Source organism: Streptomyces sp. NPDC059866, from assembly GCF_042731325.1.
GTDB classification, from domain to species: domain Bacteria; phylum Actinomycetota; class Actinomycetes; order Streptomycetales; family Streptomycetaceae; genus Streptomyces; species Streptomyces flavusporus.
Genome location: NZ_JBHWJT010000001.1, coordinates 285,397 through 305,970, shown reverse-complemented (window position 1 = coordinate 305,970; position 20,574 = coordinate 285,397). Strand labels below are relative to the sequence as shown.

Genomic DNA, 20,574 nt, shown 5'->3' with positions numbered 1-20,574 from the left:
ATCAAAATAGCGAACGCCTGTGGACAGGGGGAGAGGTGGGGCCGCGGTGCCGTAGCCTCGGCGTCGATCCAGGTGAGCGAAGGGGGAGCCCGCATGGCGGCGATCAGTCTCAGCAAGGTCGAGGAAACCGCACCCGCACTGGTCAGTCTCTACAAGAGCGCCGGGGTGTCGCTCGCCAGGCACGGGCTGGACGGGCAGCGGGCCGCCGTCTACCTGGTGGTCGACTACTCCGGCTCGATGAAGCCGTATTACAAGGACGGCAGCGTGCAGGCGCTGGCCGACCGGGTGCTGGGGCTGTCCGCGCACCTCGACGACGACGGCCGGGTGCCGGTGGTGTTCTTCTCCACGGACGTCGACGCGGAGACCGACATCGCGCTCGCCGGCCATCGCGGGCGCATCGAGCGGATCGTGGCCGGACTCGGGCACATGGGCAAGACCAGCTACCACCTGGCGATGGACGCCGTCATCGACCACTATCTCGACAGCGGCTCCACGGATCCCGCCCTGGTCGTCTTCCAGACCGACGGCGGGCCGGTCAACAAGCTCGCCGCGGAGCGCTATCTGTGCAAGGCGGCTCGGCTGCCGCTGTTCTGGCAGTTCATCGGCTTCGGTGATCCGAACAGCCGGCAGTTCGAGTTCCTGCGCAGGCTCGACGAGCTGCCGGTGCCGGACAAGCGGGTCGTCGACAACGCGGGGTTCTTCCACGCCGGTGCGGATCCGCGGGCGCTGTCCGACGCCGAGCTGTACGACCGGCTGGTGGGCGACTTCCCGCAGTGGCTGGCGGCCGCGCGGGCACAGGGGATCGTACGAACCTGAGCCGCCTGCCGCACTGTTGGCTGGAACGGGACGCCGTGTCACCCTGAGGTTGATCCGACGGGGAGGCGACGCAGCTCATGGGTGACGGCGCACGATCGGGGAACGCACGGGCCGCGCGCGGCGAGCGGGTGGCCGACTGGGCCGACGGACGACTCGGCCTGTACGCGCTGGCCAAGGCCAATATGCGCAAGGTCTTTCCGGACCACTGGTCGTTCATGCTGGGCGAGGTCTGTCTCTACAGCTTCCTCGTACTGATCCTGACCGGCGTCTACCTCACGCTGTTCTTCGAGCCGAGCAGCGCCGAGGTGGTCTACGAAGGGTCCTACACACCGCTCAACGGTGTCGTGATGACCAAGGCGTTCGAGTCCACCCTCGACATCAGCTTCGATGTGCGCGGCGGGCTGCTGATCCGGCAGATCCACCACTGGGCGGCGCTGGTCTTCGTCACCGGCATGCTCGTGCACATGATGCGGGTGTTCTTCACCGGCGCCTACCGCAAACCGCGCGAGATCAACTGGGTGTTCGGCTGGACCCTGCTGATGCTCGGCATCATCACCGGCCTCACCGGCTACTCGCTCCCCGACGACCTGCTCTCCGGCACCGGCATCCGCTTCGCCCAGGGCGCGATCCTGTCGATCCCGATCGTGGGGACGTATCTGTCGTTCTTCCTGTTCGGCGGGGAGTTCCCGGGGCACGACATCATCGCGCGGCTGTACCCGATCCACATCCTGCTGCTGCCCGGGATCATGCTGGGCCTGGTCGTGGCCCATCTGATCCTGGTCTTCTACCACAAGCACACCCAGTACCCCGGCCCCGGCCGCGACCAGAAGTCCGTCGTCGGCATGCCCTTCATGCCGGTCTACATGGCCAAGGCAGGCGGCTTCTTCTTCCTGGTCTTCGGCGTGCTCACGGTCATGGGCGGCCTCGCGCAGATCAACCCCGTGTGGGCCTTCGGCCCCTACCGCCCCGACCTCGTCACCACCGGCGCCCAGCCCGACTGGTATCTCGGCTTCTCCGAGGGCCTGATCCGGGTGATGCCGGGATGGGAGATCAGCGCCTTCGGCCACACGCTGGTGCTGGGCGTCTTCATCCCGTTCGCGCTGTTCCCGCTGATCCTGGCCGCCATCGGGATCTACCCCTTCATCGAGGCGTGGATCACCGGCGACAAACGCGAGCACCACATCCTGGACCGGCCGCGCAACGCCCCCGTCCGCACGGGACTCGGCGTCGCCTGGCTCACGCTGTACGTGGTGTGCCTGATCGGCGGCGGCAACGACATCATCGCGACGCATCTGCATCTGTCGATCAACGCCATCACCTGGTTCGTACGGATCGCGTTCTTCGTCGCCCCGGTGCTGGCGTTCTACGTCACCAAGCGGATCTGTCTGGGCCTGCAACGCCGCGACCGGGAGAAGGTGCTGCACGGCCGGGAGACCGGCACCATCAAGCGGCTGCCGCACGGCGAGTACATCGAGGTCCACGAACCCCTCGCCCAGGACCAGCGGTTCACCCTCACCCAGCACGAGCAGCCGGAGCCGTACGAGATCGGACCGCGCGTCGACGCAAACGGCGTGCCCCGTCCCGTCACGGTCTCCCAGCGGGTGCGGGCCCGGCTGGCCCGGGCCATGTTCGGGCCCGACAGCCACATACCGAAGCCGACCCGGGAGGAGTACCGGGAGATCACCCGCGGGGGCGGGCACGATCATTGAGGACGACGGTCCGGCACTCGTCGGGGCTTCCCCACGCGGTGCGCAGGGCGCGGGCCTTGGTGAGCCAGAGGGACAGGTCGTACTCCGCGGTGTAGCCGATCGCGCCGTGCAGCTGGAGGGCCGTCCGGGCCGTGGTGTACGCCGCCTCGCAGGCCGCCGTCTTCGCGGCGGCCACGTCGGCCGGCCTCATCGTCACCGCGGCGCCGAAGACCAGCGGCCGCGCGAACTCCAGGGCGATCTTCGCGTCGGCCAGCCGGTGCTTGACCGCCTGGAACGAGCCGACGGGGGCCCCGAACTGCGTGCGCTGCCTGACGTAGGCGACCGTCCGGTCCAGCAGCGCGATCCCCACACCGAGGGCCTGGGCGGCGGTGGCGAGCCGGGCCCAGGTGAGGGCGCGGTCGGCCGGCGGGGCGGGGGAGAGGAGTTCACCGCCGGTCAGGAGGGGGGTGAGGCGGCGGGCGGGGTCGAGGGAGGGGCGCGCGGGCGCGTGGCCGGGGGCCAGACGCAGGCCGTCGGGTGCGAGGGAGAGACGGATGGTCGCCGCGTCGCCGTCGAGGGCGTACGACCCTTCGGGCGCCAGCGTCACCATCGACTCGCCTGCTGCCAGCCGGGGGAGGAAGCGCTCGGCGAGAGCGTCCGGCTCGGTGAGCAGTACGGCCGCCGCGACCGTCTCCGCCAACGGCCCCGGCACCGCATACCGCCCCAACTCCACGAAGGCGACGGCGACTTCGACGGGGCGCGGGCCCACTCCGTCGTATGCCTCGGGTACCGCCAGCGCGAACACCCCCGCCTCGGCGATACGGGACCACAGCTTGCGGCCGCTCGTGTGCTCGCCGCGGCTCCAGTCCCGTATGACGGCAGGCGTCTCGGCGGACCTCAGCATCGCGTCCAGGGAGGCGGCGAAGGCACGCTGATCGGAGTCGAGGAGGAAGCGCATCAGCGGCGTCCCTTCGGCAGGCCCAGCAGGTGTTCGGCGACGAGGTCGCGCTGGATCTCGTTCGTGCCGGCGTAGATGGGGCCGGCGAGGGAGAAGACGTAGGGCTCGGACCACTCCGTGTCCGCGCACTCGCCCTCCGGCCCGAGGACGTCGAGGGCGGTCTCGTGCAGCGCGATGTCGTACTCGGACCAGAAGACCTTGTTCAGGCTGGACTGAGCGCCGAGCGGTTCGCCGTCGAGGAAGCGGGCGGCGGCCGCGTAGGTGAAGAGCTGGTAGGCGCGGGAGCCGATGAGGGCATCGGCCACTCTCCGCCGTGCGGATTCCGGGCTTCCCTGTGCCTGCCAGAGTTCGTGCAGCCGGCTGGCGGCGGCGAGGAAGCGGCCGGGGGAGCGCAGCGTCAGACCGCGCTCGTTGGCGGCCGTCGACATCGCGATCCGCCAGCCCCGGCCGGGCTCGCCGATGACGTCCTCGTCCGGGACGAAGACGTCGTCCAGGAACAGTTCGGCGAAGGCGGGCTTGCCGTCCAGCCGTGCGATGGGCCGGACCGTGACGCCGGGGGCGTGCAGGTCGAACATCACGTACGTCAGGCCCTGGTGGGGTTTCGGGGTGCCCGGCTCGCTGCGGAACAGGCCGAAGGCGCGGTCGGCGAAGGCCGCGCGGGAGGACCAGGTCTTCTGGCCCGACAGCAGCCAGCCACCGTCGGTGCGAACGGCCCGGGAGGTCAGGGACGCCAGGTCCGAGCCCGCCTCCGGCTCCGACCACGCCTGCGCCCAGATCACCTCGCCGCTCGCCGTCGGCGGCAGGATCCGGGCCTGCTGCTCCCTGCTGCCGTGGTCGAAGAGGGTGGGGGCCAGCAGACTGATGCCGTTCTGCGAGACCCGGGCCGGAGCGCCCGCCGCGTAGTACTCCTCCTCGAAGATCAGCCACTTGACGAGGTCCACGCCCCGGCCGCCGTACTCCTCGGGCCAGGAGACCACCGACCAGCGGTCCGCATACAGCCGTGCCTCCCAGGCCCGGTGCTCGGCGAAGCCCTCCTCCGTCTCCAGCGAGGCCGGCGGCTCGGCGGGCACATGGGCCCGCAGCCACTGCCGGGCCTGTGCACGGAACGCCTGCTCCTCGGCCGACTCGTCCAGGTCCACGGGTGCCCGCTCCCTTCCCTAACAAGTGTTTGGTAGGTTAGCGTGGCGCCATGACAGACGTCGAGGCTCCGTCGTACGTCCGCGGGCACGGACTGCTCGCCGGGCGCACCGCCGTCATCACCGCGGCGGCCGGGGCGGGGATCGGCGGCGCCACCGCCCGCCGGTTCCTGGAGGAGGGCGCGCGCGTGCTGATCAGTGACGCGCATGTGCGGCGGCTGAAGGAGTACGAGGCAGAGCTGGGGCGCCAGTTCGCGGGCGCGGTGTCGGCGGCCCCCTGTGACGTCACCGACGAGGCCCAGGTGCGGGCGCTCTTCGCGGCGGCCGTACGGGAGCACGGGCGGCTGGACATCGTCGTCAACAACGCGGGCCTCGGCGGGACGGCCGACCTGGTCGACATGAGCGACGAGCAGTGGTCCCGCGTGCTGGACGTGACGCTGAACGGCACCTTCCGGTGCACCCGGGCGGCCCTGCGGGCGATGCGCGAGACCGGCGGCGGAGTGATCGTCAACAACGCCTCCGTCGTCGGCTGGCGCGCCCAGGCCGGCCAGGCGCACTACGCCGCGGCGAAGGCGGGCGTGATGGCGCTGACCCGGTGCGCGGCGCTGGAAGCCGCCGCGTACGGAGTGCGGGTCAACGCCGTCGCGCCGAGCCTCGCCATGCATCCGCACCTGGTGAAGGTGACGACACCCGAACTGCTCGCCGAGCTCACCGCCCGCGAGGCCTTCGGGCGGTACGCCGAACCCTGGGAGGTGGCCAACGTGATCGTGTTCCTGGCGTCCGGCTACTCCTCGTACATGACCGGAGAGGTCGTGTCCGTCAGCAGCCGGCATCCCTGAGCGCGGGTGCAGACCACAATGGGTCACGTGCCGACCAAGAAGAAGCCCCAGGTGACCGGCGCCGCGCCGGCGCGCCGCCGCGAACTCCTGCGCACCGCCGCGGAGGTCTTCGCCGAGCAGGGCTACAACGCAACAACCGTACGGACCATCGCCGACCAGGCGGGCATGCTCGCGGGCAGTCTCTACTACCACTTCGACTCCAAGGAGTCGATGCTGGAGGAGATCCTGCACACCTTCCTGGACGAGCTCTGGGACGGCTACGACGCCGTCCTGGAGGCCGGGCTCGGGCCGCGCGAGACGCTCCAGGCGCTGGTCACCGAGTCGTTCAAGGAGATCGACCGGCACCGCGCCGCCGTCGCGATCTACCAGAAGGAGTCCCGGCAGCTGGCGGCGCAGGAGCGGTTCGCCTTCCTCGCCGAGTCCCAGAGCAAGTTCGAGAAGGCGTGGCTGACCACGCTGGAGCGCGGCGTCGCGGACCGGGTCTTCCGGGACGACCTCGACGTCCGGCTCACCTACCGGTTCGTGCGGGACACGGTGTGGGTCGCCGCGTCCTGGTACCGGCCCGGCGGGCAGCACAGTCCGGAGGAGATCGCCCGGCAGTACCTGTCGATGGTGCTGGACGGGATCGCCGTACGTGAATAGCCCTTTTCCGTGAGGAGTTGACATGGCCGAGGCCTACATCGTCGAAGCGGTCCGCACGCCCGTGGGGCGGCGCGGGGGAGGACTGAGCGGGGTCCACCCGGCCGACCTGGGTGCGCATGTGCTCAAGGCGCTGATCCAGCGGGCCGGGGTCGATCCGGCCGCCGTCGAGGACGTCGTCTTCGGATGCCTGGACACCGTCGGGCCGCAGGCCGGGGACATCGCGCGGACCTGCTGGCTGGCGGCCGGGCTGCCCGAGGAGGTGCCCGGGGTGACCGTGGACCGCCAGTGCGGGTCCTCGCAGCAGGCCGTGCACTTCGCGGCGCAGGGCGTGCTGTCCGGGACACAGGACCTGGTGGTCGCCGGGGGCGTGCAGAACATGTCGCAGATCCCCATCGCCTACGCGACCCGGCAGGCCGCCGAACCGCTGGGCTTCACCCAGGGGCCCTTCGCCGGGAGCGAGGGATGGCGGGCGCGGTACGGGGACCGGGCGGTCAACCAGTTCGCCGGCGCCGAGATGATCGCCGCTAAGTGGGGGATCGGCCGGCCGGAACAGGAGGAGTTCGCGCTCGGCTCGCACCGGCGGGCGGTGCAGGCGATCGACGAGGGGCGGTTCGCGCGGGAGACCGTGCCGTACGGGGACGTCGCCGCCGACGAGGGGCCACGGCGGGACACCTCCCTGGAGAAGATGGCCGCGCTGAAGCCGGTCATCGACGGCGGCACGATCACGGCCGCCTGCTCCTCGCAGGTCTCCGACGGCGCGGCGGCCCTGCTGCTGGCCTCCGAGCGGGCGGTGCGCGAGCACGGGCTGACGCCGCGCGCCCGCGTCCACCACCTCTCGGTGCGCGGCGAGGACCCGATCCGCATGCTCACAGCCCCGATACCCGCCACTGCCCACGCCCTGAAGAAGACCGGCCTGACCATCGACGACATCGACCTCGTCGAGATCAACGAGGCCTTCGCGCCGGTCGTCCTGGCCTGGCTGAAGGAGACCGGCGCCGACCCCGGGAAGGTCAACGTCAACGGCGGCGCGATAGCCCTGGGCCACCCGCTCGGCGCGACCGGCGCGAAGCTGATGACGACCCTGCTGCACGAACTGGAGCGCACCGGCGGGCGGTTCGGACTGCAGACGATGTGCGAGGGCGGGGGACAGGCGAACGTGACGATCATCGAGAGGATCTGAGCAGCTCCAAGGACTTCAGCGTCTCCTCGGCCTGCGCCATCACCCGCTCCACCAGCTCCGCGCACGACGGCAGGTCCTCGATGACCCCGGCGGCCTGCCCGGACGCCATCACCCCGACGTCCGTACGACCGTCCACCATCGACGCCTTCAGCAGCATCGGCGTGTTGGCGGCCAGCAGGACCTGGCTGAAGGTCAGGTCCTTGCCGTGCTTCATCGCGAAGCCGTCCTGGATCATGCCGCGCCAGGTGCGGCCGGACAGCTTCCGGAACCCGGCCGCCCTGCGTATGGCCCGCAGCAGGGTCGTCGTACGGCCGGATCTCTCCAGCGCGTCGACCAGTTCCGTGCGCAGCATGCGGTGCGGCAGGCCGTCGATCGCCGTCGTGACCGTGACGTCCCTGACCGTCGCCGCCAGATACCTCGCCTTCACCGCGTCCGGCACCGCAGAGTCCGACGTCAGCAGGAACCGCGTGCCCATGGCGACGCCCGCCGCCCCGTACGCCAGCGCCGCGACCAGACCCCGCCCGTCGAAGAAACCGCCCGCCGCCACGACCGGGATGTCCACGGCGTCCACGACCTGGGGCAGCAGCACCGTCGTCGCCACCTCGCCGGTGTGGCCGCCGCCCTCGCCGCCCTGCACGATCACCGCGTCCGCGCCCCACCCCGCGACCTTCTCGGCATGGCGCCGCGCCCCGACGGACGGGATGACCACCGTGCCCGACTCCTTGAGGGCGCCGATCAGTTCGGGGGTGGGGGCGAGGGCGAACGAGGCGACCCGGACACCCTCGTCGATCATGATCTGGACCCGGTCGGCCGCGTCGCCCGCGTCGGCCCGCAGATTGACGCCGAAGGGTGCGGTCGTCCGCGATGCGACCTCGCGTATCGCCTCGCGCAGCTGGTCGAGCGTCATCGTCGCCGACGCCAGGATGCCGAGCGCCCCCGCGTTCGCCGTCGCCGAGACCAGGCGGGGGCCCGCCACCCAGCCCATCGCGGTCTGCACGACGGGGTGCCGTACGCCGAGCAGTCTGGTGAGCGCCGTCTCCATCAGGTCCGCACCTCCCGGTCCCGGGTGTTCGCCGGGTCGATCACCTCACGGATCAGGCGCAGTTCCTCGGTCGTGGGCGCGCGGGTCGGCGGCACCTCGGGCGAGACCGTCAGCGCGAAGCCCGTCGCTTCCCGCACCTCCTCGACGCTCACCCCCGGGTGCAGTGACGCCACCCGCATCGTGTGGTCCCGCGTGGCGAAGTCGAAGACGCCGAGGTCGGAGACGACCCGGGCCAGATGGTGGAAGCGTGCCGTCTCCGGGTGCGCGGCGGCGCGGTCGTACCCGACCCCGCACACCATGTCGACGCGTTCGACGAACACCCGCCGGGAATGCCGGGGGATCCAGTAACTCGTCGGATTGTTCAGCGTGTTGACCGGCGCTCCGCGTACGCCGAGCAGTTGCCGGGCGGGTTTCGTCCAGTCGCCGATGCAGGAGATGTTCTGGTTGCCGTAGCGGTCGATCTGGCTCGCGCCCATCATCACGTGCCGTCGGCCACCGGTGACCAGGGTGAGGTGCCGGCGGTACGGCAGCCAGCCCTCAGGTGTGCCGTCGACGTCCACCAGCGTCGCCTCGCCGTCGGTCAGCAGCAGGTCGGGGGCGAAGGTGCGGCGGGCGAGCCGGGCGCCGATGGAGGGGATCAGCCCCATGGGGCTCGCCAGGATCTCGCCGGCCCCGCGCCAGGCCTCGGCGCAGCCGATCACGCAGTACTCGGCACGGGTGGGTGCGGACGCCTTGGTGCTCATGGCCGCTCCTTGTGCCAGGCCTGGACGGCGGACCGGTATGCGGGCTCGTCGCCGCCGAGGAACTGCTCGGCGAACTGTGGCCAGGGCGTGCCGGCGTAGTGCTTCTGGAAGGCCTCGTCCCGGGCGTAGTCGGGTGCGCAGGAGGTGAAGTGGGCGCCGTTCGGCGCCTCGACGACGCCGGCCACCGTGTGCCGCTGGACGAGGAGCGTCTGCGGTGCGGCCTCCTTCGTCAGCTCGGCCGTGTCCACGATCCGCTCGCAGGAGACGTACGCCCGCTCGGCCGCCGCGCAGAACAGGTCGTCGAAGTACGGGTCGGGGCCCAGATACTGCCCGTTGCCCCGCCGGTCCGCGCGGTTCACATGGACCAGCGCCGCGTCCAGGCGCAGGGCCGGCATGGCCACCAACGTCTCGCCGTCCTCGTAGGGGGACGTCACCGTGCGCAGCGCGGGGTTCACCCGCATCACGTCCGAACCGAGGCCGGCCCGGACCGGGAGAAACGGCAGTCTGTTCGCGGCGGCCTGCAGCCCCCACAGGAACATCGCCTCGTCGATCTCCATCAGCTCGAACGCCCCGCGTTCGCGCGCCGCCCGGTAGTGCGGTTCGAGCGGGATCGAGTCGAGGGTGGCGAAGGCGGCGACCAGCTTCCGGATCCGGCCGGCGGCGGCCAGCATGCCGACGTCCGGACCGCCGTACGAGACGACGGTGAGATCGGTGATCCCGGTGCGGAGCAGTGCTCTCACCAGGGTCATCGGTTTGCGGCGCGAGCCCCAGCCGCCGATGCCGAGGGTCATACCGCTCCGCAGCCGGGAGACGGCCTCGTCGGCGGTCATCGTCTTGTCGGTCACTCGGGCACGTCCTTTCCGAAGCCGCTGCGGACGCGGCCGGCCACCCCGCTCAGGCCCGCCTCGAAGGTGAAGCCCTGCTCGAAGCGGTAGCTGCGGCGCACGTCGACCGGGTCGATACCGTTGATGGCGGCCTTGGCCAGGCGCAGCAGCCGGCCGTCCTTGGCGGCGATCTCGCGGGCCAACTCCAGAGCCGCCGCCCGCAGTTCCCCGCGTCGCACCACCCGCCACACCGAGCCGTGCGCCTGCAGCTCGGCCGCGCTCACCGTGCGCGAGGTGTAGTACAGCGTGCGCATGAGGTGCTGGGGGACCAGGCGGGCCAGGTGCGTGGCCGCGCCGAGGGCGCCCCGGTCCAGCTCGGGCAGGCCGAAGACGGCGTCCTCGCTCGCCACGATCGCGTCCGCGTTCCCCACCAGGCCGATGCCGCCGCCCAGGCAGAAGCCCTGCACCGCCGCCACGACGGGAACCTCGCACTCGTACACCGCCGCGAACGCCTCGGCGCAGCCGGAGTTGGCGCCGAGCAGGGCGCTGTCGCCCCGCGCCTGTATCTCCTTGATGTCCACACCCGCGTTGAAGCCCCGCCCCTCGGCGGCCAGGACGACACAGCGGACCTCGGTGTCCCGGCCGGCCGCGCGCACCGCGTCCGCGAGGGCGTACCAGCCGGCCACCGGCAGGGCGTTCACCGGCGGATGGTCGACCGTGACGACGGCGATTCCATTTTTTCCGGGCCCCTTTCCCGGGGACGAGGTGGAGACACCCATGAGCACATCAGCTACCTTTCCACCAAACATTTGTTAGGTATGAGGCTTTGAAGCTAGCAGCCGCCGTTCGGCAGTGGGAGCCCCTGTGGACAAAGCACCCCTTGTGGAAAACTCACGGCGCCCGAGCCTGGCCGGCCGGACCGTCGTCGTCACCGGTGGCACCCGAGGAGTCGGCGCCGGGATCGCGCGGGCCTTCGTCGACGCGGGCGCCGACGTCGTCACCTGTGCGCGCAGACCGGCCGACACTCCGCTCGAGGGCTGCCGGTTCGTGTCCGTCGACCTGCGCGACCAGAGGGCCGTACGGGACTTCTTCGCCGCGCTGCCCCGGCTCGACGTCCTCGTCAACAACGCGGGCGGTACTCCGTACCGGCTGCTCACCGACGTCGACGCCGAGCGGCATGCCCGTGTCGTCGAACTGAACCTCGTCGCCCCGCTGACCGCCTCGCTCGCCGCCTACGAGCACCTCGCACGGGCCAAGGGGTGTGTGGTGATGATCGGCAGCGTCAGCGGCAGCCGCCCGTCCCCCGGCTCGGCCGCATACGGCGCCGCCAAGGCGGGACTGGAGAGCCTCGCCCGCTCCATGGCCGTCGAGTGGGCGCCGGATGTGCGGGTCAACACGCTGGTGGCCGGGATGGTGCGAACGGAGCTGTCCCACCTGCACTACGGGGGCAAGGACGGGATCGCGGCGGTGTCGCGCACGGTTCCGCTCGGACGGCTCGCGGAACCGTCCGACGTCGGTGCGGCCGCCGTGTTCCTCGCCTCCGACGCCGCCTCGTACATCAGCGGGGCGAGCCTGCTCGTGCACGGAGGCGGGGAGCGGCCCGCGTTCCTGGATGCCGCGACCGCCCACAAGGAGGGGTGAGATGAGCCGAATCTGCGACGGGCGGGTCGTCGTCGTCACCGGGGCCGGGCGAGGGCTCGGCAGGGCCCACGCGCTCGCCTTCGCCGCCGAGGGCGCACGCGTCGTCGTCAATGACCTCGGGGTCGGGCTGGACGGGGCACCCGCGGCCGACAGTCCGGCCGCACGGGTGGTCGCGGAGATCCGGGCACGAGGTGGTGAAGCGGTCGCGCACGGCGGGGACGTCGCCACGACCGACGGCGCGGCATCCCTGATCCAGCTCGCGCTGGGGACGTACGGCCGGCTCGACACGCTCGTCAACAACGCCGGCTTCCTGCGCGACCGGATGCTGGTCAACCTCGAGGAGGACGACTGGGACGCCGTCGTACGCGTCCACCTCAAGGGCCACTTCCTGCCGCTGAAACATGCCGCAGCGCACTGGCGGGCCGAGGCCAAGGCCGGCCGCACACCGGTGGCCCGGATCGTCAACACCAGCAGCGGAGCAGGTCTGTTGGGCTCCGTCGGACAGGGAAACTACAGCGCCGCGAAGGCCGGGATCGTCGGCCTGACCCTGGTCGCGGCGGCAGAGCTCGGGCGGTACGGCGTACAGGTCAACGCGATTGCCCCGGCAGCGCGCACACGGATGACGGACCGCACGTTCGCGACGGCCATGGCGGCGCCGGACAGCGGATTCGACGCCATGGCCCCGGAGAACGTCTCCCCGCTCGTCGTCTGGCTCGGCTCGGCCGCGAGCGCGGGGATCACCGGGCGGGTCTTCGAGGCGGAAGGGGGCCGGATCGCCGTGATGGAGGGGTGGCGGGCGGGACCCGAGACCGACAAGGGCGCGCGGTGGGACGTGACCGAAGTAGAGGGGGCGGTACGCGGGCTGCTGGACGCCGCGGAGGCTCCGGGGGCGGTGTACGGGAGCCAGGTGGACTGACCTCGGCACCAACACCCGACCACCACCACACCTACGTATCGCACTCCAGCACCGTCCTGCACAGCGCACAGCGCGCCCGCACACGCCCCCGCACCGGCACCCGGATCCGCTGGTGACACGTCGGGCAGGGAAACGACACCCGCAGCGGCCCGCGCGCGTCCGGCGTGAAGGCGTACGGCGCGCCCGGCGCCGCGACCAGGGCGTGCCGGTCCTGAGCGTGCCGCCGGTCGCGGGCGTAGCGCCGGCGGCCCGCCCAGCCCGCCGCCGTGAGCGGGGGCTGCTGCTCGTCCCGGCGGGCCAGGGACCTGCCCTCCACGAACGCCGTGTACGCCTGCGGGCTGGTGAACCACGTCGACGGATCCTCCCCGAACACCATGGCGCGTTTGGCGAGGACGTACCCGAACTCCTCCGGGGTCAGATAGCCGAGCTTCTGACTGGACGCCGAGTCCTCCCGGTACGCGTCCAGCAGCAGCCAGCCGGCGCCCAGATACGTCGTCGCCGTGTCCGTGAGGATCTCGTTGTCCCGCGTGCCGTCGAAGGACAGGCCCAGGCGGTGCAGATACACATGCATCACCTCGTGCGCCAGCGCCGCGCCGATGTCCCGGCGGTGGGTGCGGAAGCGGTCGTTCAACTCCACGAAGTACTCGGGGCCCGCGGCGAGTTCGACGTTCGCCGCGTGCTGCATCTCCCGGAAGCTGACGATCAGGCGGGCGTCCGGCAGCCGGTAGTGCCGCACCAGCTCGCGGGCCACCCGCTGGGCGCCCAGATACAGGTCGTCGGTGTCGCAGAAGGCCACGTCGGCCGGGGCCACGCTGGTCGCGAACGTCTGGACGGTGTCGTACGACAGCCGCCTGTACAGCGCGGTGATGGCGGCCCGCACCGTCTGAAGGTGTGGGTAGCCGTGCTCGACCGGTCCGTCGTTCGCCACGCCCGTACCCCCAAGACGCCTTGAACCCGATTCCACTCTACGGGGGTGAGAGCTGATTTTCGCCGGCCGGGTTCCTCCGCCGGGGCGTGAGATCTGTCCTTGTCATGCACGCCATCCGATCTTCATACTTGCGAGCCGCCCAATCCCCCACGAAGGGAAGTACGTTGACCCATATCGCGACGAGAAGAACGGGCCTGACCCTGGCGAAGAGAGCCGCGGCAGCCGGTGCCGTCGCCCTCGCGGTCGCCAGCCTCCAGCCGGTCAGCGCGCACGCCGCGGACACGCGCGTCATCGGCGGAAAGCCCGCCGCACAGAACGAGTTCCCCTTCATGGTCCACCTCTCCATGGGCTGTGGCGGGGCGCTGTACAAGAAGGACATCGTCCTGACCGCCGCCCACTGCATGGAGGGCTCCGGCAACAACACCCGCATCACCGTCACCGCGGGTGTCGCCGACCTCAACTCCTCCGCCGCGATCAAGGTCAAGTCGACCAAGGTCAAGGTGGCACCGGGCTATGACGGCACGGGCAAGGACTGGGCGCTGATCAAGCTGGCCCGGCCCATCGACAAGCCCACGCTGAAGATCGCCACCACCAACCGCTACGACCGCGGCATGTTCACCATCGCCGGCTGGGGCGACACGAAGGAGGGCGCGGGGACCGGCACGACCAAGCTCCAGAAGGCCACCGTGCCGTTCGTCAGCGACCGCGCGTGCAAGTGGCACTACGGCAACCGCCTGGTGTCCGCGGAGGAACTGTGCGCCGGCTACCAGAGCGGCAGCGTCGACACCTGCCAGGGCGACTCCGGCGGCCCCATGTTCCGCAAGGACGACGCGGGCAAGTGGATCCAGGTCGGCATCGTCAGCTGGGGTGACGGCTGCGCCCGCACCGGCGTTCCCGGTGTCTACACCGAGGTCAGCCACTTCGCGAAGGACATAGCCCGGGCGGCGTCCGCGCTGTAGGGCGAGCCACCGTACGGCGGAGCCGCCCGCCCCGGGTGCGGCTCCGCCGGAAAACCGGTTTCCCCCTCGGGCTCGGCTTCCGTGAGACGGAACGCGTGCCCGGCGGGCATGAGGACGGGGCCTTCCACCAGGTGATCGGCGCGGCCCGCGACGCCGCCCCGTAGGGTGGGAGCCCATGACCACCAGCAACACCACCACCGGTGACGTCGATCCGGCCGTCCGCGAGGAGCTCGCCCGGCTGCGCGACAGCATCGACAACATCGACGCGGCCGTCGTCCACATGCTCGCCGAGCGCTTCAAGTGCACCCAGCAGGTCGGACACCTCAAGGCCGTGCACCGGCTGCCGCCCGCCGACCCGGACCGCGAGGGACGGCAGATCGCCCGGCTGCGCGCCCTCGCGGAGAGCGCCAAGCTGGACCCGGGGTTTGCTGAGAAATTCCTCAACTTCATCATCGCCGAGGTCATCCGGCACCACGAGAGAATCGCCGAGGACACCGAGAACGCCACCGCGTCCCCGGCCGACTGACCCCGGCCGACCTCACCCAGGACGGGACAGGGACCCACGCGGGCATCGCGCGCCGTGCACTCCTCGTCAGCCGGCGAGCACTCCCCGTCAGCGGCCCGGGCGCGGTCCGGTCGTCCAGGCCACCGGCTGGGCCGCGCCACCGGCGCGGGACCCCACGCAGGCCCGTATACCCCTCCGCCCCTGTCCCCCTGTCAGTGCCATCAGGCAGCATGTCCTCCATGTCCGTACTCACGCGCGACGAAGCGCAGACCCGTGCCCAGCTCCTCGACGTCCGCCACTACACGATCGACCTCGATCTGACCACCGGGGACGAGACCTTCGACTCCCGTACCGTGATCAGGTTCACCGTCCGCGCGGACCAGGACGTCACGGACACCTTCGTCGAGCTCAGGCCCGCCGAGCTGCGCTCGGTCACCCTCGACGGACAGCCCCTCGACCCGGAAACCCTGGACGAGAACCGCCTGCCCCTGAAGAACCTCACCCCCGGCGACCACGAACTGCGCGTCGACGCCGCCATGCGCTACTCGCACACCGGCGAGGGCATGCACCGCTTCACCGACCCCACCGACGGCGAGACCTACGTCTACACCCAGCTGTTCATGGACGACGTCCAGCGGGTCTTCGCCGCCTTCGACCAGCCCGACCTCAAGGCCGTCTTCGAACTGTCGGTGAAGGCACCCGACGGCTGGACCGTCCTCGCCAACGGCATCACCGAGCACACCGACGGCGTATGGAAGGCCGCGCCCACCCCGCTGATCTCCACCTACCTCGTCGCCGTCGCCGCCGGCCCCTGGCACTCCGTGCGCACCGAACACCGCGGCCTGCCCTTCGGCATCCACTGCCGCCGCTCCCTCGCGCCCTACCTGGACGCCGACGCCGACGAAATCCTCGACGTCACGCGCGCGTGCTACGACCGCTACCACGAGAAGTTCGAGGAACCGTACCCCTTCGACTCCTACGACCAGGCGTTCGTCCCCGAGTTCAACGCCGGCGCCATGGAGAACCCCGGACTGGTCACCTTCCGCGACGAGTTCGTCTACCGCTCCGCCGTCACCGACACCGAGCGGCAGACCCGCGCCATGGTCATCGCCCACGAGATGGCCCACATGTGGTTCGGCGACCTCGTCACCCTCAAGTGGTGGGACGACATCTGGCTCAACGAGTCCTTCGCCGAGTACATGGGCTACCAGACCCTCACCGAGGCCACCCGCTTCACCGACACCTGGACCGACTTCGGCGTCGTCCGCAAGGGCTGGGGCTACGACGCCGACCAGCGCCCCTCCACCCACCCCGTCGCCCCCGAAGCCGTCAACGACACCGCCTCCGCCCTCTTGAACTTCGACGGCATCTCCTACGCCAAGGGCGCCTCCGCGCTCCGCCAGTTGGTGGCCTGGCTCGGCGAGAAGGACTTCCTCGCCGGCATCAACACCCACTTCACCCGGCACCGGTTCGGCAACGCCACCCTCGCCGACTTCATCGACTCCCTCGCCGCCGCCACCGAACGCGACGTCCACGCCTGGGCCGACGCCTGGCTGCGCACCACCGGCGTCGACACCCTCACCCCACGCGTCACCGGCGACAACGGCACCTACACCCTCACCGTCGAACGCACCGGCAGCCGCCCGCACCGCATCGCCGTCGGCCTCTACGACCCCGACCTCACCGACGAAGGCCGCCTCACCCTGCGCGAACGCCTCGACCTCGACATCCCGCAGACCCACGGCCGGCCCATCGGCAAGCGCCCCGCGCTGCTGCTGCTCAACGACAGCGACCTCACCTACGCGAAGGTCCGCTTCGACCCGGAGTCCTTCCGGGCCGTGCGCGACGGACTGTCCGGCCTGCCCGAACCCCTCACCCGCGCGGTGGTGTGGAACGCCCTCAGGGACGCCGTCCGCGACGGCGAACTCCCGCCCACCACCTACCTGGACACCGCCCGCGCCCACCTCCCGCGCGAGACCGACCTCGCCCTCGTCCAAGGCGTCCTCGGCTTCGCCACCACCCAGATCACCGACCGCTACCTCGCCCCCGAGGACCGCCCCGCCGCCCTGACCACCATCTCCTCCCTCTGCCGCGACCTGCTGCGCCGCACCGAGGACGGCGACAACCCCGGCCTGCGCCTGCTCGCCGTACGCCACTTCATCGACGTCGCCGCCCAGCCCGACACCATCGCCGCCTGGCTGACCGAGGGCACCGTCCCCGGCGGACCGGAACTCGACCCCGAGCTGCGCTGGCGCGTCCTCGCCCGCCTCGCCGTCCTCGGCGCCACCGACGAGACGGCCATAGCGGCCGAGCTGAACCGCGACCCCAGCGCCACCGGCCAGGAGGGCGCCGCCCGCTGCCGCGCCGCCCTGCCCGACCCGGCGGCCAAGCACACCGCCTGGGAGGCCATGTTCGCCACGGACGACCTGTCCAACTACCTGTTCACCGCCACCGCCCAGGGCTTCTGGCAGCCCGAACAGGCCGACCTCGTACGGGAGTACGTGCCGCGCTACTACGAGGACGCCGTCGCCGTAGCCGCCCGCCGCGGCCCCGCCATCGCCGATGCCGCCGGCCGCTGGGCCTTCCCCACCCACGCCGTCGACACCGACACCCTGCGCCTCGGCGAGGAGTGCCTGCGCGACGCCGACCCCATCCCGGCCCTGCGCCGCAAGCTGGCCGACCAACTGGACGATCTGGCCCGCGCCTTGCGAGTACGGCAGGCGTAGAGCCGTCCGGCGGATCACGCGGAAGGTGTAGAGCCCGTCCGGCGGATCACGCCGCAGACGCGGGGCCCGGCACGCTCCCGCAACGCGGCATAGGGTGGCGGGCCCGCAACGCGGCACCGGGTTGACGGGCCCGCAACGCGGCACCGGGTTGACGGGCCCGCGCCCGCCAACCCGTACCCCTTTCGGGTACCGATCCCCGGGCGTTTCAGGCGTGTAGCCCCATCCGCGTACAAGCTGGAAGCATGCCCACGCCGCCCCTAGCCTCAGGCCCCCAAGGCCCGGGCGCGCTACGGCCGTTGCTCGACACCGTGCTCCACGCCCTCCAGGACGGCACCCGAGCGCGCGGCGGGCCACTGCCCGCCGGCGGCCCGGACGCCGTCGCCGCGCAGGTCCGGGCCGCAGTGGGCGACGTACTGCCCGACGAAGGCCACCCGGACGCCCTGCACGTCCTCGTACACACCCTCGCCGCAGGCTCCGCCGACCCGGCGCACCCCCTGTGCGCCGCCCACCTGCACTGCCCACCCCTCGCCGTCGCCACCGCCGCCGACCTCGCCGCCAGCGCCCTCAACCCATCCCTCGACTCCTGGGACCAGGCCCCGGCCGCCTCCACCCTCGAAACCCTCGTGACACAGGCGCTCGCCCACGAAGTCGGCGCCGCCGACGCCCTCGTCACCACCGGCGGCACCGAATCCAACCACCTCGCCCTGCTGCTCGCCCGCGAGACCCACGGCCCCCGCCTCCAGCTCGTCCACGCCACGAACGCCCACCACTCCCTCGGCCGCGCCGCCTGGCTGCTGGGCCTGCCCGACCCCGTCGTCCTGCCCGCCCCCACCGGCACCCTCGACCCCGCCACCCTCGACAAAGCCCTCACCGACCTGCGCGGCCCCCTCCTCGTCGCAGCCACCGCCGGCACCACCGACGCCGGACTCATCGACCCGCTGCCCGACATCGCCGCCCACTGCCGCGCCCACGGCGCCCGCCTGCACATCGACGCCGCATACGGCGGCGCACTCCTGTTCAGCGAACGCCACCGCACCAAACTCGCCGGCCTCGAAGCCGCCGACACCATCACCCTCGACCTGCACAAACTCGGCTGGCAGCCCATCGCCGCCGGCCTCCTCACCGTCACCGACCCCCGCGACCTCGCCGCCCTCCACCAGCGCGCCGACTACCTCAACGCCGACGACGACACCGAAGCCGGCCTCCCCGACCTCCTCGGCCGCTCCCTGCGCACCACCCGCAGACCCGACATCCTCAAGATCGCCGTCACCCTCAGAACCCTCGGCCGCAGCGGGCTCGGCGCACTCATCGACCAGGTATGCGCCCACGCCCACGACCTCGCCGACCTCATCGACACCCACCCCGCCCTCGAACTCCACGACCGGCCCACCATCAGCACCGTCCTGTTCCGGCCCACCCACGCCACCGACGACACCGTGGCCGCCGTACGCAGACAACTCCTCACCGACGGCCGCGCCGTCCTCGGCCGAGCCCGGATGAACGACCGCCTCTGGCTCAAAGCCACCCTCCTCAACCCCCACACCACCCCCCAGGACCTGGCCGCCCTCCTCACACTGGTGGAAGGAAACACCCCCCGATGACCCGCCCCACCAACCCCCACACCCCGCCCCATACAGCCCAAGCCCCCCGCGACCTGGTCGGCATCGGCATCGGCCCCTTCAACCTCTCCCTCGCCGCCCTCGCCCACCCCCTCGCCGAATTCGACGCCGTCTTCTACGAACAACGCCCCACCTTCGACTGGCACCCCGGCCTGCTCATCGACGGCGCCACCATCCAAGTACCGTTCCTCGCCGACCTGGTCACCCTCGCCGACCCCACCAGTCCCTGGACCTTCCTCAACTACCTCAAAACCCGCGACCGGCTCTTCCCCTTCTACTTCGCCGAGCACTTCCACATCCAACGCGCCGAATACGACGCCTACTGCCGCTGGGTCGCCGACAACCTCCCCGGACTCCACTTCCGCCACCAGGTCGACGCCGTCCGCTGGAACCCCGAACACGACCTCTTCGAAGTCGACTTCACCCAGCTCGACACCGACTCACAAGCCCAATCCCTCGGCCGCACCTACACCAGGAACATCGTCCTCGGCATCGGCACCGAACCCCACATCCCCGACCCGCTCCGCCCCCTCGTCGACACACCCGGCGTACCCGTCATCCACGCCGCCGACTACCTCGACCACCGCGACACCCTCATCGCCGCCGACCACATCACCGTCGTCGGCTCCGGACAGTCCGGCGCCGAAGTCTTCCTCGACCTACTGCGCCACCGCCCCGCCGGCCGCGAAAAACTGCACTGGATCGGCCGCACCGAAGCCTTCGCCCCCATGGAGTACTCCAAGCTCGGCCTGGAACACTTCACCCCCGACTACACCCGCTACTTCCACGCCCTGCCCGAACCCGTCCGCGACAACCTCATCGCCGCACAGTGGCAACTCCACAAAGGCATCGACACCCACACCATCGCCGCCATCCACGACGAGCTCTACCGCCGCACCCTGCACGGCGGCTGGCCCGACGCCGTCCTCACCCCCGGCGTCCACGTCCGCACCGCCGGCCGTATCGCCACCAGCAGAATCGAACTCCACCTCGAACACACCCAACAGAACACCCGAACCCGGCTCACCACCGACGCCGTCGTCCTCGCCACCGGCTACCGCGAACGCCCCCTCACCCGCCTCCTCGCCGGCCTCGACCCCCACCTACGCCGCGACAGCCAGAACCGCCCCCGCATCGACGACGAATACCGCCTCCTCCTCGACCCCGCCATCACCGGAGCGATCCACATCCAGAACGCCGCACCCCACGCCCACGGCGTCGGCACCCCCGACCTCGGCCTCGCCGCCTGGCGCAGCGCCACCATCCTCAACTCCCTGACCGGCAAGGAGCCCTACCCCCTGCCCCACCGCACCGCATTCACCACCTTCGGCCTGCAACCCCACCAGTCCCAGCTCCCGCCCGCGCGCCACCCGAAGACACTCACACCCCTCACGGACGGGAACTGAAGACCC

At 71.3% G+C, this 20,574-nt stretch carries 19 protein-coding genes; 12 read left to right on the top strand and 7 right to left on the bottom strand.

Translation table 11 applies throughout. The annotated features are described in order from the left end of the window. Positions 1 to 93 precede the first annotated feature (93 nt). Both ACFV7R_RS01430 and ACFV7R_RS01425 read left to right on the top strand, forming a co-directional pair. Positions 94 to 816 carry a vWA domain-containing protein gene (locus ACFV7R_RS01430; protein ID WP_385258539.1) on the top strand — a complete coding sequence of 241 codons (723 nt, stop codon included), beginning with the start codon at positions 94 to 96 and terminating at the stop codon, positions 814 to 816. 77 nt (positions 817 to 893) lie between these two features. Continuing rightward, positions 894 to 2,525: a cytochrome bc complex cytochrome b subunit gene (locus ACFV7R_RS01425; RefSeq protein WP_385258537.1), complete on the top strand. Its 1,632-nt coding sequence runs from the start codon at positions 894 to 896 to the stop codon at positions 2,523 to 2,525. Here the strand turns inward: ACFV7R_RS01425 and ACFV7R_RS01420 are convergent. Together ACFV7R_RS01420 and ACFV7R_RS01415 are read right to left on the bottom strand one after the other, a co-directional pair. Further along, positions 2,497 to 3,462 (bottom strand): acyl-CoA dehydrogenase family protein, encoded by a 966-nt coding sequence (locus tag ACFV7R_RS01420; RefSeq protein WP_385258534.1) that lies wholly within the window; start codon positions 3,460 to 3,462, stop codon positions 2,497 to 2,499. The two genes, ACFV7R_RS01425 and ACFV7R_RS01420, sit on opposite strands and share 29 nt — an antisense overlap. Then, positions 3,462 to 4,601: an acyl-CoA dehydrogenase family protein gene (locus ACFV7R_RS01415; protein ID WP_385258531.1), complete on the bottom strand. Its 1,140-nt coding sequence runs from the start codon at positions 4,599 to 4,601 to the stop codon at positions 3,462 to 3,464. The genes ACFV7R_RS01420 and ACFV7R_RS01415 overlap by 1 nt, the downstream gene beginning before the upstream one ends. A 50-nt stretch (positions 4,602 to 4,651) precedes the next feature. On the opposite strand from ACFV7R_RS01415, the gene ACFV7R_RS01410 reads away from it, so the two are divergent. The 3 genes from ACFV7R_RS01410 to ACFV7R_RS01400 are packed head-to-tail and all read left to right on the top strand — an operon-like array spanning position 4,652 to position 7,259. After that, positions 4,652 to 5,437 carry an SDR family oxidoreductase gene (locus ACFV7R_RS01410; protein ID WP_385258529.1) on the top strand — a complete coding sequence of 262 codons (786 nt, stop codon included), beginning with the start codon at positions 4,652 to 4,654 and terminating at the stop codon, positions 5,435 to 5,437. Between the two features lie 27 nt (positions 5,438 to 5,464). Then, on the top strand, positions 5,465 to 6,079 hold the full coding sequence (locus tag ACFV7R_RS01405) for a TetR/AcrR family transcriptional regulator (RefSeq protein WP_224740052.1): 615 nt from the start codon (positions 5,465 to 5,467) through the stop codon (positions 6,077 to 6,079). Between the two features lie 22 nt (positions 6,080 to 6,101). After that, positions 6,102 to 7,259, top strand: coding sequence for an acetyl-CoA C-acetyltransferase (locus tag ACFV7R_RS01400; protein WP_385258526.1), 1,158 nt, complete (start codon positions 6,102 to 6,104; stop codon positions 7,257 to 7,259). On the opposite strand, the gene ACFV7R_RS01395 is transcribed toward ACFV7R_RS01400, so the two are convergent. Genes ACFV7R_RS01395 through ACFV7R_RS01380 form a run of 4 tightly spaced genes read right to left on the bottom strand, consistent with a single transcriptional unit; the run spans position 7,243 to position 10,647 of the window. Continuing rightward, positions 7,243 to 8,301, bottom strand: coding sequence for an NAD(P)H-dependent flavin oxidoreductase (locus ACFV7R_RS01395; protein WP_385258523.1), 1,059 nt, complete (start codon positions 8,299 to 8,301; stop codon positions 7,243 to 7,245). The genes ACFV7R_RS01400 and ACFV7R_RS01395 overlap by 17 nt on opposite strands. Continuing rightward, positions 8,301 to 9,044 (bottom strand): CoA-transferase subunit beta, encoded by a 744-nt coding sequence (locus tag ACFV7R_RS01390; protein WP_385258520.1) that lies wholly within the window; start codon positions 9,042 to 9,044, stop codon positions 8,301 to 8,303. Before ACFV7R_RS01390 ends, ACFV7R_RS01395 begins: the two co-directional genes overlap by 1 nt. Next, entirely contained in the window at positions 9,041 to 9,889 is an 849-nt protein-coding gene (locus ACFV7R_RS01385; protein ID WP_385258518.1) for a CoA transferase subunit A, read from the bottom strand. Before ACFV7R_RS01385 ends, ACFV7R_RS01390 begins: the two co-directional genes overlap by 4 nt. Continuing rightward, positions 9,886 to 10,647 carry an enoyl-CoA hydratase family protein gene (locus ACFV7R_RS01380; RefSeq protein ID WP_385258516.1) on the bottom strand — a complete coding sequence of 254 codons (762 nt, stop codon included), beginning with the start codon at positions 10,645 to 10,647 and terminating at the stop codon, positions 9,886 to 9,888. Before ACFV7R_RS01380 ends, ACFV7R_RS01385 begins: the two co-directional genes overlap by 4 nt. 103 nt (positions 10,648 to 10,750) lie before the next feature. Between ACFV7R_RS01380 and ACFV7R_RS01375 the strand changes: the two genes are divergently transcribed. Together ACFV7R_RS01375 and ACFV7R_RS01370 are read left to right on the top strand one after the other, a co-directional pair. Then, on the top strand, positions 10,751 to 11,509 hold the full coding sequence (locus tag ACFV7R_RS01375) for an SDR family oxidoreductase (RefSeq protein ID WP_385258513.1): 759 nt from the start codon (positions 10,751 to 10,753) through the stop codon (positions 11,507 to 11,509). Position 11,510: 1 nt separating this feature from the next. Then, positions 11,511 to 12,425 (top strand): SDR family oxidoreductase, encoded by a 915-nt coding sequence (locus tag ACFV7R_RS01370; protein ID WP_385258510.1) that lies wholly within the window; start codon positions 11,511 to 11,513, stop codon positions 12,423 to 12,425. Between the two features lie 31 nt (positions 12,426 to 12,456). On the opposite strand, the gene ACFV7R_RS01365 is transcribed toward ACFV7R_RS01370, so the two are convergent. Further along, a complete protein-coding gene (locus ACFV7R_RS01365) occupies positions 12,457 to 13,353 on the bottom strand; it encodes a hypothetical protein (RefSeq protein ID WP_129797347.1) in 897 nt (298 codons plus the stop codon). A gap of 173 nt (positions 13,354 to 13,526) precedes the next feature. Here ACFV7R_RS01365 and ACFV7R_RS01360 point away from each other — a divergent pair, with 173 nt between their 5' ends. From ACFV7R_RS01360 to ACFV7R_RS01340, 5 genes are all read left to right on the top strand, one after another. Further along, the gene (locus ACFV7R_RS01360; protein WP_385258895.1) at positions 13,527 to 14,312 is read left to right on the top strand and encodes a S1 family peptidase; all 786 of its coding nucleotides are present in this window, start codon (positions 13,527 to 13,529) and stop codon (positions 14,310 to 14,312) included. 175 nt (positions 14,313 to 14,487) lie between these two features. Next, positions 14,488 to 14,838 (top strand): chorismate mutase, encoded by a 351-nt coding sequence (locus ACFV7R_RS01355; protein ID WP_385258507.1) that lies wholly within the window; start codon positions 14,488 to 14,490, stop codon positions 14,836 to 14,838. Positions 14,839 to 15,056: 218 nt separating this feature from the next. Further along, the gene (gene pepN / locus ACFV7R_RS01350; RefSeq protein ID WP_385258504.1) at positions 15,057 to 17,543 is read left to right on the top strand and encodes an aminopeptidase N; all 2,487 of its coding nucleotides are present in this window, start codon (positions 15,057 to 15,059) and stop codon (positions 17,541 to 17,543) included. Between the two features lie 242 nt (positions 17,544 to 17,785). Next, complete coding sequence (locus ACFV7R_RS01345; protein WP_385258501.1) at positions 17,786 to 19,144, top strand: pyridoxal phosphate-dependent decarboxylase family protein; 1,359 nt, start codon at positions 17,786 to 17,788, stop codon at positions 19,142 to 19,144. After that, positions 19,141 to 20,568 (top strand): lysine N(6)-hydroxylase/L-ornithine N(5)-oxygenase family protein, encoded by a 1,428-nt coding sequence (locus ACFV7R_RS01340; protein WP_385258498.1) that lies wholly within the window; start codon positions 19,141 to 19,143, stop codon positions 20,566 to 20,568. The genes ACFV7R_RS01345 and ACFV7R_RS01340 overlap by 4 nt, the downstream gene beginning before the upstream one ends. Positions 20,569 to 20,574: the final 6 nt, after the last annotated feature.